This is a genomic window from Aliiroseovarius sp. CAU 1755, from assembly GCF_054482655.1.
In genome coordinates, this window is the sequence record NZ_JBTLRH010000001.1 from 1 (window position 1) to 13575 (window position 13575).

The 13575-nt window shown below is 57.9% G+C and carries 16 protein-coding genes; 7 read left to right on the forward strand and 9 right to left on the reverse strand.

The genetic code is table 11. The annotated features are described in order from the left end of the window. The 4 genes from ACXYMP_RS00005 to parC all read right to left on the reverse strand — a co-directional run. The coding region (locus ACXYMP_RS00005) for a GTP-binding protein (protein ID WP_246534559.1) at positions 1 to 122 on the reverse strand (122 nt) is incomplete at its 3' end. Positions 123 to 314: 192 nt separating this feature from the next. Beyond that, the gene (locus tag ACXYMP_RS00010) at positions 315 to 1481 is read right to left on the reverse strand and encodes a M48 family metallopeptidase (protein WP_458903547.1); all 1167 of its coding nucleotides are present in this window, start codon (positions 1479 to 1481) and stop codon (positions 315 to 317) included. Beyond that, a complete protein-coding gene (locus tag ACXYMP_RS00015) occupies positions 1478 to 2653 on the reverse strand; it encodes a DUF898 family protein (RefSeq protein WP_458903549.1) in 1176 nt (391 codons plus the stop codon). Before ACXYMP_RS00015 ends, ACXYMP_RS00010 begins: the two co-directional genes overlap by 4 nt. A 3-nt stretch (positions 2654 to 2656) precedes the next feature. After that, on the reverse strand, positions 2657 to 4990 hold the full coding sequence (gene parC, locus ACXYMP_RS00020) for a DNA topoisomerase IV subunit A (protein ID WP_298570841.1): 2334 nt from the start codon (positions 4988 to 4990) through the stop codon (positions 2657 to 2659). 120 nt (positions 4991 to 5110) lie between these two features. On the opposite strand from parC, the gene ACXYMP_RS00025 reads away from it, so the two are divergent. The 4 genes from ACXYMP_RS00025 to ACXYMP_RS00040 all read left to right on the forward strand — a co-directional run bounded on the left by ACXYMP_RS00025 (position 5111) and on the right by ACXYMP_RS00040 (position 7525). After that, positions 5111 to 5698 carry an SH3 domain-containing protein gene (locus ACXYMP_RS00025; RefSeq protein WP_298570839.1) on the forward strand — a complete coding sequence of 196 codons (588 nt, stop codon included), beginning with the start codon at positions 5111 to 5113 and terminating at the stop codon, positions 5696 to 5698. A gap of 135 nt (positions 5699 to 5833) precedes the next feature. Further along, positions 5834 to 6670, forward strand: a complete 837-nt coding sequence (locus ACXYMP_RS00030; protein ID WP_298570838.1) for an SDR family NAD(P)-dependent oxidoreductase — start codon at positions 5834 to 5836, stop codon at positions 6668 to 6670. Between the two features lie 76 nt (positions 6671 to 6746). Further along, positions 6747 to 6953: a twin transmembrane helix small protein gene (locus ACXYMP_RS00035; RefSeq protein ID WP_298570836.1), complete on the forward strand. Its 207-nt coding sequence runs from the start codon at positions 6747 to 6749 to the stop codon at positions 6951 to 6953. After that, entirely contained in the window at positions 6953 to 7525 is a 573-nt protein-coding gene (locus tag ACXYMP_RS00040) for a cob(I)yrinic acid a,c-diamide adenosyltransferase (protein WP_458903553.1), read from the forward strand. The genes ACXYMP_RS00035 and ACXYMP_RS00040 overlap by 1 nt, the downstream gene beginning before the upstream one ends. 16 nt (positions 7526 to 7541) lie before the next feature. Here ACXYMP_RS00040 and ACXYMP_RS00045 read toward each other — a convergent pair whose 3' ends face one another. Continuing rightward, positions 7542 to 8015 (reverse strand): GyrI-like domain-containing protein, encoded by a 474-nt coding sequence (locus ACXYMP_RS00045; RefSeq protein ID WP_298570833.1) that lies wholly within the window; start codon positions 8013 to 8015, stop codon positions 7542 to 7544. A gap of 238 nt (positions 8016 to 8253) precedes the next feature. On the opposite strand from ACXYMP_RS00045, the gene ACXYMP_RS00050 reads away from it, so the two are divergent. Both ACXYMP_RS00050 and ACXYMP_RS00055 read left to right on the forward strand, forming a co-directional pair. Continuing rightward, a complete protein-coding gene (locus tag ACXYMP_RS00050; protein WP_298570831.1) occupies positions 8254 to 9012 on the forward strand; it encodes an electron transfer flavoprotein subunit beta/FixA family protein in 759 nt (252 codons plus the stop codon). Next, positions 9012 to 9938: an electron transfer flavoprotein subunit alpha/FixB family protein gene (locus ACXYMP_RS00055; protein WP_298570829.1), complete on the forward strand. Its 927-nt coding sequence runs from the start codon at positions 9012 to 9014 to the stop codon at positions 9936 to 9938. Before ACXYMP_RS00050 ends, ACXYMP_RS00055 begins: the two co-directional genes overlap by 1 nt. A gap of 117 nt (positions 9939 to 10055) precedes the next feature. Here the strand turns inward: ACXYMP_RS00055 and ACXYMP_RS00060 are convergent, their stop codons facing one another. Next, a complete protein-coding gene (locus tag ACXYMP_RS00060; protein ID WP_298570827.1) occupies positions 10056 to 10883 on the reverse strand; it encodes a DUF6473 family protein in 828 nt (275 codons plus the stop codon). Positions 10884 to 11044: 161 nt separating this feature from the next. Between ACXYMP_RS00060 and ACXYMP_RS00065 the strand changes: the two genes are divergently transcribed. Continuing rightward, positions 11045 to 11920, forward strand: coding sequence for a 3-hydroxybutyryl-CoA dehydrogenase (locus ACXYMP_RS00065; protein WP_298570826.1), 876 nt, complete (start codon positions 11045 to 11047; stop codon positions 11918 to 11920). Positions 11921 to 11979: 59 nt separating this feature from the next. Here the strand turns inward: ACXYMP_RS00065 and ACXYMP_RS00070 are convergent, their stop codons facing one another. Genes ACXYMP_RS00070 through ACXYMP_RS00080 form a run of 3 tightly spaced genes read right to left on the reverse strand, consistent with a single transcriptional unit; the run spans position 11980 to position 13570 of the window. Further along, positions 11980 to 12858, reverse strand: a complete 879-nt coding sequence (locus tag ACXYMP_RS00070) for a lysophospholipid acyltransferase family protein (protein ID WP_298570824.1) — start codon at positions 12856 to 12858, stop codon at positions 11980 to 11982. 39 nt (positions 12859 to 12897) lie between these two features. Next, positions 12898 to 13170, reverse strand: a complete 273-nt coding sequence (locus ACXYMP_RS00075; RefSeq protein ID WP_298570822.1) for an HPr family phosphocarrier protein — start codon at positions 13168 to 13170, stop codon at positions 12898 to 12900. 4 nt (positions 13171 to 13174) lie between these two features. Continuing rightward, positions 13175 to 13570 (reverse strand): PTS sugar transporter subunit IIA, encoded by a 396-nt coding sequence (locus ACXYMP_RS00080; RefSeq protein ID WP_298570869.1) that lies wholly within the window; start codon positions 13568 to 13570, stop codon positions 13175 to 13177. Positions 13571 to 13575: the final 5 nt, after the last annotated feature.

Consider the following 13575-nt stretch of genomic DNA (forward strand, 5'->3'; position numbering starts at 1 on the left):
GCCTGGAAGTCACCGAAATACTTGGTGATCGCAGCGGTCAGCGTCGTTTTGCCGTGGTCAACGTGGCCAATCGTGCCAATGTTGACGTGCGGTTTGGAGCGTTCAAACTTTTCCTTAGCCATGTGCCATAAGCCTTGTGTCTGGTGGGGTTCCGCCGAACCCGGATTCATATCGCGCGCTGACTACTCGGTCGCGCAGGGAAAATCAAGACTTCCCTCACCTTTGGCGACTGGAATGCGTATTGTTTTCGCATCAACTCCAAAAGCTGGGCAAAGTTTGGGGTGTCGCCTGCGCAATCAAGCTGCGAGCGGCTTCTACGGCCAGCTTTTCTTGATCGCGTCGTCAGGCTGCGTGGCTGCACCTGTTTCAGGGGTGCAAACGGCTTGCAACGCCGCCCATTCCAACCCCGACAGGATAGAGCCATAGTCGCGTGTCGTGCTAACAGCGGCCTGCGAAGCTGCGATCCGCGCACCCATCTGCGGGTGTGACATGAAATGCGCAATGATACCTTCTGCGTCGCCATATTCGGCCCGCAAACGTTCAAACATGGTGCCCAGTGACGAAGGCGAGATATCAGCTTTGTCCAGCAAAGCATGCGCATAGGCGTCGGCGGTAGCTTCCGCGGCTTGGCTGTAGGACGCATTCACCAGTTGGTTGGCCAGAAACAGGGTAATTGTGCCCCCGGCAAAGTCGCCAAACAGTAGCCCCAAAACGCCAAGCGACCCGGCGGACCTAAGCGCATCGCGGGTTGGATCTCGGTGCACGACATGTCCGATTTCATGAGCCAGAACCGCGGCAACTTCTTCGGCAGTTTCGGCTTGATCAATCAAACCACGAAAGAACACGATGCGTCCGCCCGGTAAGGCGAAGGCATTCACCATGTCATGATCAAGCACATGGATCTGCACGCCATACGGCAGGTCAGACGCTGGGTTTAGCCGCTGATACATCGCTTGCATCGCCGCATTGCCTGCAGGGTCGTCGCAAATCGGCGTGCCGGTAAAACCTGTTTCGTCCAGCGCCGTGCGAATCTGTTCGAACGTGGCGTCGCCCAAGGCTTTTTCGCCCTCCGGCGGCAGGATCTCTGCCAGTTGGGCCGCCATCAACGGCACAAGAACGAAAATGATCGTAACGACCGAGGCGACCGCCCCGCCGGCCCAGACCAGGAGCTTTGACAGCGGAACCATGTTGTCCCGCTTCTTGAGTTGCGACGCATGTGCCTGCACCTCGGCGATCAGGGCGGCATCGCGCAAATATAGGCGCGCGAGTTTGTTGTCAGATCGGCCAAGCACCAAGTTTGAAGGGTCCGCCTGGTCGGGAAGGCGTCGCACTTCAGCCCACGGCCAAAGCAGCGCGCTGCCATCCGGCATCTCGATCATCAAACCCGCAGATTGGGGCTGAAGATGCACCCGCGACACAAACGCGCGTTCGCCATGCACGAAATCTGCAAACCCAGTTTGTTGCGCCACCCGGTCGGTCATATCGCAGCCCCGACATCCAGCGCCTCGGCAAACCCTTCAGCCTCGGCGAACTCGTCCCGGTCGCGCTGTGCAATCAGATGCAAATCGGCGGCGTTCACGATGCGGGTTGCTTCGGCGAAATGGGCAGCAAGCGGTAGCGTGATCCACGCATGCGCCATCGCGCGATATCCCAAAAACAGACCGAAATAAGCGAGCACCAGAACGGGCACACTTGTCACAAGCATGTCTTCAAGTTGATCAAGGTCCGCGCCGTCGATCCCGAAATTACCGTGCAGCAAAAACAAACCGCCCAGCAGCACCAGAAAGAACCCGCTGATCACCAAATTCATCAAAAACCAGCCCAGCGCATAGATGCCAATGATGGTCCACGGCTTTGGAGACGACTGGAAACGGATCACGCCAAGCTCTTTCGCTTCGGTCATCCGCTTGAAGCTTTCCGCCCGCCAATAGGCAAGACCGTAGATCAGCCAGGGGGTGGTCAGGACAAACAGGGCAAACCAAGCAGGGTTCTCAGAAAACGCCGCCATTGCGCCACCGACACCGGACAAAAGCACGGGGTAGTAGACGTGCTTCATCGCCCCGAACAGCAAACCGCGTCGCCCCCCCTGCACGAACCGTTGATCCCCATAGTAGGTGCGCCCAGCTTTGTATTTCTCCAACCAAAGGGTCGTCAAAGGCCAAGTCAGCCCAAGCGTCACAAGTGCAAGCAGCCAATGCACGATGGACCGCCATGAAAACCCCCAGGCGCCAGGATCAAGCCCGAACCTGATCCCGCGCCAGCGCGTGCGCGCAAGGATGTAGCGTCGCCCGCGATACTGCGCGAAAAAGATGATCGGTGCGAGCCCAACGAAGCTGAGAAAGTAGGCCGCCACACTGCCCTGCAACAGCGCGAAGCTGAAATACATCAAAAGCAGGTTCACGATGCCGATATAGAACGCCATGAACACGACAGCGACCAAAAACCCCAACAGTTTCTCAAGCGGGTCGCCAACATATTCCAAGGGGATGCCGCCGGGACGGATGGCGCTCCAGTAATATCGGCGCAGTCGTGTTTTCGCCCAGAAGCGATAAAACCCCAACGTCAGAACCGTCAAAACCCCGGTTTTCAGCGCCAGCCAAAGCATCGGCCCCTTGCCCCCGGAATAGCTGATGGTCAGGACGGCAGGGGGCATTGATCACTCGAACTTGTTGTCACGCGGAAAGCCGTGCGGAGGGGCTTTGCCAACACCTGCCCGCTTGCCCAGCCACGGCGACATATCCGCCTCGGTCCGGGTGCGGTCGCCCGTGGCGGGCCAGGACAGGCCAACCTCCCAGTCAAAGGTCTTGAGGTCTGACAACCCACCGTCCAGTTCAAGCACACCCTGCTTGCCGCGTGCGCTGTGGTATTTCTGAAGCCGCACACCCTTGCCGCGTGTCATTTCGTTAATCTCAGTCACCGGGAAAACAAGCAGCTTGCGGTTCTCGGATACGATCGCGACATGATCCCCTTCGACCGGTTTGCATATCTTGGCGCGGGCGTCGCCCACATTCAGCACCTGCTTACCATTCTTGGTCTGCGCCAGAACATCATCTTCGTTGACGATAAACCCGTTCCCTTCGGTCGAGGCAACAAGCAGTCGTCGCCCCGGCTGGTGAATGAACAGATCGACGATCTCTGCCTCGTTCGGCAGATCAACCATCAGACGCAAAGGTTCGCCCATGCCCCGCCCGCCCGGCAGGTTTGCCGCCGACAGCGTGAAGAATTTGCCGTTCGAATCGAAGACCAGCAGCTTGTCGGTGGTTTCCGCATGGAACACGAAGCGGGGGGCATCACCGTCGCGGAACTTCAACTCGCGCGTCAGGTCGATATGCCCCGACATGGCACGAATCCAACCCATTTGCGAGCAGACAACGGTGATCGGTTCCTTCTCGATCATCGCCTCCAGCGGCACATCTTCGACTTCGCCCGCTTCGGCGAATTGCGTGCGTCGTGCACCGCCCTCGTAATCCTTGCCGAAAAGCTTTTTGGTTTCCTTCAACTGCTCTGCGATCCGGGCCCATTGCAGGTCGCCACTGTCCAGAAGATCCTCAAGACCTGCACGCTCTTCCATCAACTTGTCACGCTCGCGCACCAGCTCGATTTCCTCAAGGCGCCGCAAGCTGCGCAGGCGCATGTTCAGGATCGCGTCGGCCTGAAGCTCGGACAACTCACCTTCGCCCGGCGCGGGGCTGACATAATCCGTTTCGTTCATGGCGCGGACGTGATCGCGCGCCCAATCCTCGCGCATCAAGGCCGCTTTGGGGTCATCATCATAACGGATGATGTCGATCACGCGGTCGAGGTTCAGGAAGGCGACAATGAAGCCTTCCAACACCTCAAGCCGGTGGTCGATCTTTTCCATCCGGTGGGTCGAGCGGCGCAACAGCACGTCGCGGCGGTGATCAAGGAAGGCGCGCAGCACCTCCTTCATCGAGCAAACCTTCGGCGTCACACCGTCGATCAGCACGTTCATGTTCAGACTGAACCGTGTTTCAAGGTCCGAGTTGCGGAACATCAGGTTCATCAGAAGCTCGGCATCCACATTCTTGGATTTCGGTTCCAGCACGATCCGAACGTCATCGGCGCTTTCGTCACGAATGTCGCCAAGAATCGGAACCTTCTTGGTCTGGATCACCTCGGCAATCTTCTCGATCAGCTTGGATTTCTGAACCTGATACGGGATCTCGGTCACGACGATGTGCCATTGACCGCGCCCCAGATCCTCAATCTCCCACTTACAGCGTAGCCGGAACGATCCACGCCCGGTGCGATAGGCTTGCGCGATGTTTTCGCGCGGTTCGACGATAATGCCACCGGTGGGGAAATCCGGGCCCGGCACATAGTTCAAAAGGGTGTCGTCACGGGCGTCCGGCACCTTGATCAGATGCAGACAAGCGTCAATCAGCTCTGCGATATTGTGCGGCGGAATATTGGTGGCCATGCCAACCGCAATGCCCGACGAGCCGTTGGCCAACAGGTTTGGAAACTCGGCTGGCAAAACCACCGGTTCCGTCAGGCGACCATCATAATTGTCGCGATAGTCAACGGCGTTTTCGTCAAGACCGTTCAACATGGCCTCGGCGACGAAGGTCATCCGGGCCTCGGTGTATCGGCTGGCGGCGGGGTTGTCGCCGTCGATATTTCCGAAGTTACCTTGCCCGTCGACAAGCGGATAACGCACCGCGAAATCCTGCGCCAAACGCGCCATCGCATCATAGATTGCGGCATCGCCATGAGGGTGGAAATCCCCCATCGTGTCGCCAGAAATCTTGGCCGATTTCAGGAACTTGCCGCCTGATGCCAGTTTCAACCTCGACATCGCGTAAAGGATCCGCCGGTGCACTGGCTTCAACCCGTCACGCGCGTCAGGCAAGGCCCTGTGCATGATCGTTGACAATGCATAAGTCAGATAGCGGTCGCCAATGGCGCGGCGCAGCGGTTCGGCGATGTCCGATCCCTGCCTGTCGGGGTTTTCAGTTACATTATTCATGGAAGCTGTGTATCTTTGAGGGAGACTCGCGTAAAGCGGCTGCGGGGAAACTTATATTACATTCCCCGCGATAGATAAAAAAGTTCTTGTGTAGATGTTGTTTGAGTAGGGGGGAATATTATGGGTCTTATAAAGACAACACTGTTTGCAGCAGGTGCCTTGGGCGTTGCGATGCTGCACTTTGGCCGAGACAGCGGCCTGCCTGCAGACCGAATTGGGCGCGAACCGACCATCGCGCAGGAAACGATTCAGCCCGTTTCTGCCGCAGTTCAGGATGCTGGCATGCTTGCTTCGCCCGAAACTGCCAAGGGTGAGGTGATCGCGACAGCCAATGCGGCAATCGCGGACGCCCCGCAGGCCGCCTTTGCGGCAAGCCCTGTTGCGTTGGAAAACACCGCGCCAGCGCAAACACCAGCCGAACTGGCGGAAGAGGCAGCCCGGCTCATGGCAAGTTGGGTTGGAACGCCCCAACCTGCATCGCCCGCGATCGCACCAAGCCCGTCATCCTTGCAATCCGTTTTTGTGAGCGGCAGTTCGGTGAACATGCGGTCGGGACCATCCACTCAGCACGGCGTCGTTGCACGCCTGTCACGCGGCACCGAGGTCATTGATATGGGCCCTGCAGGAAGTGGTTGGAGCCAGATCAAGGTTGTTGCAACCGGCGACCGGGGCTTCATGGCATCGAAATTTCTGAAAACTCAACTCTGAACGAGCCATAGCAATACACGACATTCAACCGAGTGCACCTGAGCGGCGCGTCCTTTTTGCGGGGCGCGTCGCTTTTACATTGACCCCTTCTTTGACTGCCGCCTAAGTGCCTCTGCGCGACAAACAGGAACAAATATGCCCAAATCTCCTCAATCAATCCTGATCACCGGTTGTTCGTCCGGCATCGGTTATGATGCGGCCCATACATTGGCCAAACGCGGATGGCGCGTGTTTGCAACCTGCCGGCAAGAGGCGGATTGCGAACGTCTGCGGTCCGAAGGGCTGGAAAGCTTCCGACTGGATCACGCCGACGAGCAAAGCATGGACGCCGCCATGGCCGAAGTGCTGAACCGCACAGGCGGCACGCTCGACGCGCTGTTCAACAATGGCGCTTTCGCCATTCCAGGCGCCGTGGAAGATCTGCCGACAGACGCGCTGCGTCACATCTTCGAGACCAACCTGTTTGGCTATCACCACCTGACACGACTTGCGCTGCCTGTCATGCGCGCCCAAGGTCACGGCCGGATCATCAACAACTCGTCCGTGCTGGGCTTCGCAGCGCTTCCATGGCGCGGCGCCTATGTCGCCACAAAATTCGCGCTAGAGGGGCTAACGGATACATTGCGGCTTGAAATGCGGGGCATGGACATCAAGGTCATCCTGATCGAACCCGGCCCGATCACCACGCGCATCCGCGAGAACGCGATCCCACAGTTTGAACGCTGGATCGACTGGGAAAACAGCGCCCGCGCTGGGCTTTACCACAAACTGCGCGAACGCCTTTACGACGACAGCGGCACACCCGACACGTTCGAATTGCCGCCATCTGCCGTAACCGACAAGCTGGTCCACGCGCTGGAAAGCCGCAACCCAAAGCCACGTTATTATGTCACGACGGCCACCCGCATCGCCGGGATTGCGCGCCGCCTTTTGTCGACCCGTATCCTCGACCGGTTTACGCCCAACGGCTAGGCGCGACGGATTACCCCTCGCAATCTTGCGGTTTCGGGGCTATCTGAAACACGAGATACTGACCCAAGGAAACAGCATGTTCGACGATCCGCTATTTGCCCTAGTCGTAGTTGCGGTTGGCAGCGTTGCCATCATTCTATTGATGGGCATCGGCACGTTCGGCATCGGCGGAGAGACGTCGCGCAAGCACTCGAACCGGTTCATGCGGTATCGGATATATGCGCAAGCCGTCGCGATCGCGCTGATCCTGCTGTTCGTTTGGATACGAGGAGGAAACGGCTGATGGTTGTCCTGAACAAGATTTACACGCGCACCGGCGACAAGGGCGAAACAGCACTGGGCGATGGGTCGCGCGTTGCGAAGCATTCGGCCCGCGTTGATGCCTATGGCACCGTGGACGAAACCAATGCCACGATCGGGCTGGCCAGACTGCATGCCGAAGGTGACATCGACGCGGCCTTGGCCCGCATCCAGAACGACCTGTTCGATCTGGGCGCTGACCTGTGCCGCCCGCATAGGGACAAGGATGACGAGGCCGAATACCCGCCGCTTCGGGTGAATGACGCTCAGGTTGACCGGCTTGAGGCGGAAATCGACGCGATGAACAAAGCGTTGGAGCCCCTGCGCAGCTTCATCCTGCCCGGCGGGTCCGCGCTGGCCGCCTATCTGCATCTAACACGCACCGTAAGCCGCCGCGCCGAACGGCTGACGACCGAGCTTGCAACCGTCGAAGACGTGAACCCCGCCGCTATCAAATACCTGAACCGCCTGTCGGACTGGTGTTTCGTGGCCGCGCGTGTCGCAAATGACGACGGCAAATCGGACGTGCTTTGGGTGCCGGGGGCGAACCGCTAAGTCAGCTTGCAGGGCGTCACTTTACGGGAACCCAGATTTCATACGCCATCGCGTCCGCGCTGTTGCGTGGATCATCCGGGTAGCGTTCAAAACACGCGCCCTCACGTGGCTGTAGCCCTTTGGCCGGCAAATCCTTGGTGAAAACAAGGTCGAAGACTTGTGGCAATTCTTTCATAGGACCAAACGCCCGACGCACGGCATATCGCCCTTCTGACAAATCAACATAGCTTAAACCGGAAGCCAATGTTGCCGACCGGTCGGACACTTCGCGACCGACAGCATAACGAAATGCGCCGGTGGCATCGGCATCGAACGAAACACCAAACATCGCACCTTCGACACCGTGTTCGAACTGAGGGCCCGCATCGTAGAACGCTTGCCATTGGGCAGGAATGGTCGCGCGCGATTGCATGTCATAGGATTTCACTGTGCCCGCTATCGTCCGCGCCGGCGCGTCTAGGACCTCTAATGGTTCCGTTGTTGTCTGCATTTCGGACCCTCCTTGCCGATTCCCGTTCAATATGCACGCTGCTCCCACGCCGAAGCAAAAGGTCTTGATTGGCGCAGGGTGGAAACATTCTCGCAATGAATCCCCTGCAAAACCAAAAAACGCGGCGTCCTTAGCGCAGAACGTGACGATTTTACGCTGTTTTCAGCGCCCACGACCCGGTAAACGGGAGAAGAACTGAGACCGCCCCATCCGGGGCTTAATTGGGAGAGACACGCCAATGAAGGTGCTTGTGCCTGTGAAGCGCGTGATCGACTACAACGTGAAGGTTCGTGTGAAAGCGGACGGATCCGGTGTCGATCTTGCAAACGTAAAAATGTCGATGAACCCCTTTGACGAGATTGCCGTCGAAGAAGCCATCCGCCTGAAAGAAGCTGGTAAGGCCGACGAGATTGTCGTCGTGTCGATCGGCGTAAAGCAAAGCCAGGAAACGCTGCGCACCGCGCTTGCGATGGGCGCGGATCGCGCCATTCTGGTGGTTGCGGCTGATGATGTTCATAACGACATCGAACCGCTGGCCGTGGCCAAGATTTTGGCGAAAGTTGTGGAAGAAGAGCAGCCGGGCCTCGTGTTGGCCGGCAAGCAAGCCATCGACAACGACATGAACGCCACCGGCCAAATGCTGTCGGCCCTGCTGGGCTGGTCGCAAGGCACGTTTGCCTCTGAACTGGACATTGACGGCGACAAAGCCGTTGTGACCCGCGAAGTGGATGGCGGTCTTCAGACCATCAAGGTTTCGATGCCGACCATCGTCACCGTTGATCTTCGTTTGAACGAGCCGCGCTATGCGTCGCTGCCCAACATCATGAAGGCCAAGAAAAAGCCGCTGGACGAAAAAACTGCCGCCGATTACGGCGTCGACGTCACACCGCGCCTTGAGATCGTTTCGACCGCTGAACCCGCTTCGCGTGCCGCAGGCATCATCGTGGGTTCGGTCGACGAACTGGTAGAGAAACTTAAAGAAGCGGGGGCTGTATAATGGCTGTTCTTCTTCTCGCAGAAGTCAACAATGGCGAACTGGCGATGGACGCCACCGCCAAGGCTGTCACCGCCGCGAAAGCACTGGGTGACGTGACGGTTCTGGCCGCTGGCGCATCTGCCGCCGCTGCTGGCGACGCTGCCGCGAAAATCGACGGTGTGTCGAAGGTGCTGATCGCCGAAGATCCTTCGCTGGGTCATCGTCTGGCAGAATCAACCGCAGCGCTGATCGTGTCGCTGGCAGGTGATTACGAGCACATTGTTGCGCCCGCCACCACCGACGCCAAGAACGTGATGCCCCGTGTGGCAGCACTTCTGGACGTTATGGTGATCTCGGACGCATCGGGTGTGGTGGACGCCAACACGTTTGAACGCCCGATCTATGCCGGTAACGCCGTGCAGACCGTCAAATCGTCAGATGCCAAGAAGGTCATCACCTTCCGCACCTCGACCTTTGATGCGGCTGGCGAAGGCGGGTCGGCTTCGGTTGAGACCGTGTCTGCCGCTGATAACCCCGGTCTATCGGAATGGGTCGAAGACAAGGTTGCCGAAAGCGACCGGCCCGAGCTGACGTCGGCTGGCGTTGTCGTGTCCGGTGGTCGTGGCGTGGGATCCGAAGACGACTTCGCGTTGATCGAGAAGCTGGCAGACAAGCTGGGCGCCGCTGTTGGCGCTTCGCGCGCGGCGGTTGACTCGGGCTACGCCCCGAACGACTGGCAGGTGGGCCAGACCGGTAAGGTCGTCGCCCCTGACCTTTACATCGCCGTTGGTATCTCGGGCGCGATCCAGCACTTGGCTGGCATGAAAGACTCCAAGATCATCGTCGCGATCAACAAAGACGAAGAAGCACCGATCTTCCAGGTTGCCGACTTCGGTCTGGTGGCCGACCTGTTCGACGCAGTGCCTGCGCTGACCGACAAGCTCTGATCAGACGGAAATCGAAAAAGCAAAGGCCCGCCTGAGTGGCGGGCCTTTCTATTTGAAATGGCCCAACGTTGGGAAAGCTCGACCGCCCTTTTCCGGTCGCACCCGCCGCGGTCACCGTCAAATCACCGTCTGAAGCACCTCTTGCAATGCGCGGTTTGCCTTTCGATGTGCAACCGTGCCCAGCATTTGATGGGTCGCGGGTTCATCCATGTCCGAATAGACAAGATCTTCACGCCCGACCGAAATCTCGCTTTCTGCCACGACGACCTCGACCAGTTCGCGCACGAAGGGCTTTACCTCGTTGATCATGTCCTGATCCACGAACAACGGGTCTGTTCCGTGAATACCGTCCCGTCCACCGTCAGCAATCGCGTGGTCCGACATCCACAACAAAACCACGTTGCCGTTCAAACGCGAGATCAGCATTTTCATCCGCGCCACCCAAGCTTCTCGCAATTCCTGCTGGATCATCGCAAACCGGTCAGCCGAAATCTCCTCCAACGTGTTCAGCAAATGACGCGTGAAATTGAATTCCGTAAAATCCACCTCGCGATAGATTGCTTTCAACAGCTTCGAGGCGCGCAGGAACCTGTCATTTCGGCGCGGATGAACCGCATAGAACCGGTTCGACATGTTGTGTGCGCCCATGATCTGCACCACTGTCATCTCTGCCTTCTTGCAAGCATCAATTAGGGTGTCATCATAGACGAAGGCGTCGACACCTGCGTTCGGACAGCCCAGATTTACCGACGTAATCCCTGCATCACGCTCGACCAGCGCCGGATAGGGGCGTTCGACAAATTTTCCATAGGTTTCAGTCCCGCCCAGCATCGCCAGATAGGGTTGCGTCAATTTCTTTTTCGGTCCTCGAAACAAAATCTTCGACGCGCCATATCGACACGGCACGTAATCAAGGGACCCTTTCCCAAGTGTCTCGTAAGCCATACCACCCACTCCAAATATATTTCACCCGAGACAGAGATTCGCACCGACCCGTTGCCAAATCGCTAATGCTCAAATGCAGGTAATTCTCTTAGCGGTCGCTTAACCCTTGCGCCTGTGCCGCAGCGCCGCATAGTCTGAGGCCAGACAAGGAAAGGGATAAGATGACCATCGAGACCGTAGGGGTTGTGGGCGCCGGCCAAATGGGCAACGGCATTGCACACGTGTTGGCATTGGCCGGGTATGAAGTGCGCCTGAACGACATCAGCCAAGACAGTCTGGACGCCGCGATTGCACGCATCGCCAAGAACATGGATCGCCAGGTGTCCCGCGATGCCATTACCCAAACCGAACGTGACACAGCGATGGGTTTGATCTCGACCACGATGAAGCTGCCAGAGCTTGGCGCGACTGATTTGATCATCGAGGCCGCCTCTGAAAACGAAGCGCTGAAGAAACAGATTTTCGATGGGCTGCTGCCGCACCTGAAGCCTGACACCATCCTGACATCCAACACCTCGTCGATCTCGATCACGCGGCTGGCCAGCGGCACCGACCGCCCGGAACGCTTCATGGGGTTCCACTTCATGAACCCCGTGCCGTTGATGCAACTGGTCGAATTGATCCGCGGCATTGCAACAGACGAACCCACATTCAACGCCTGTCTTGGCGTCGTGGAGCGGTTGGGCAAAACTGCCGCCAGCGCTGAAGACTTCCCCGCTTTCATCGTCAATCGTATCCTGATGCCGATGATCAACGAGGCCGTCTATACGCTTTACGAAGGCGTTGGGTCGGTGAAGAGCATCGACACCTCGTTGAAGTTGGGGGCCAACCACCCGATGGGGCCGCTTGAGCTGGCTGACTTCATTGGTCTTGATACCTGTCTTGCCATCATGAACGTCTTGCATGACGGGTTGGCCGATACCAAATATCGCCCCTGCCCGCTTTTAACAAAATACGTCGAAGCCGGGTGGCTGGGCCGCAAGTCGAAACGAGGGTTTTATGATTATCGTGGCGATGAGCCGGTCCCGACGCGGTAATCCAGACCAACACGCAAGATCAGGGCCTGATCGGGGGCCTTTTCGCGACAGCCTGCAACTTAGCCTTTTCCAAGCGCCAGCGTGTGATCGCGCAGCCATGTCATAAACCCACGTGGGTCTGTGTGCAGACGTTCCATCTGCTCTTCATTCAGGGGTTCGCCGACAACCGGGCTTACCGGACGATTGCAACTGTTCACGATCTCATGCAGCAAAAGCGCCTGCCGCATCGTTGCTGAAAGTCGGTTTGCAATCTGATACCAACGCGAATTTGCACCCGGGAAATAGATCGGAACGACACGGGCGCCGGAACGGCGAATAAGCTGCGCGGTGAAGACATTCCATTCGCGTTCAATTGCCGGCCCCATCAATGTCTTTGACGACGCAACCACACCTGACGGAAACAAGGTTACAAGCCCGCCAGCTTTCAGATGTGCCATGGTTGCAGCGCGCATATCGACCATCTTTTGTTGCGCGTCTGGATCGTGCGGAAAAGGCACCGGGATCATATAGGATGACGCAACAGCATCCAGACCATCCAACACGGATCGCGTCAGGATGCGATAATCATCCCGGCGTCGCCCGATGAGTTCAGCCAGCACCATCCCATCCACCAACCCATGCGGGTGATTGGCCACCACAACCACCGGCCCCGCGTTGGGGATGTTGGCCAACTGGTCATCAGGCGTTTGAACCTGAATGCCCATGACATCCAGACAAGCGGTCCAAAAGGCATGGCCCATCGGCGCGCCACGTCGTTCAAGCTTGCGCACCATTCGCAAGATAGACAGCTTGCCAGTGCCCCATTCGACCGCGCGAATGACGACAGACTGCACCGGATTGTTGAACGAATTCGCGTAGGTCAGACTGCGTCGGTCGTAGTGATCAAAGGACAGGTTGTCCCGCGCCACTTCTCCGATTTCATTGTTCGCCTTCTGCACCACGTTCCATCCTATCGCATTCACGCAAAGAAAAGGTCATTACATGCCTTCGCCGAACTTGTCAGCAACCAAAGCCTCCAGCGCCTCTAGCAATTCGGGGGCTTGTGGGCCAGCGGTTTCAACATGGATCGAAGTGCCCTGCGACGCGGCAAGCATCAACAAGCCCATGATCGAATCCCCTTCCGCATCCAAACCATCCTTGGAAACGCGCGCCGTCGCATCATGACATTCCACTGTCTCGACGAATTTGGCCGAGGCCCGCGCGTGCAGGCCCTTTACGTTGACAATTTCCAGATCACGGCTGGTGCTCATGGCCCTATACCCCCTGTATACCGTCCATACAGTCGATATATTTTCGCCCTGCTGCAAGCGCCTTTTCCGTTGCCTTGCCTATCGGCAAATGTCTGGATTTCGCAAGCTTGACCAACATCGGCAAATTGGCCCCGTAAAGGATCATCCGATCTGGCTTGCTACAGGCAGGCAGCGAAAGATTGGCTGGCGATCCGCCGAACATGTCAACGACAACGATCACGCCGTCGCCCTGGTCGACACTGTCCGCCGCGGTCGAGATTTCGTCACTCTTACTGTCGCGATCGCATTCCGCATCTGTCGAAATAGCACGCATGCCAGATTGCTTGCCGACGACGTGTTCGACAGCGGCCAAGTATTCCCTGGCAAGCCCGCCATGCGCGACGATCACGATGCCGATCACGCTCA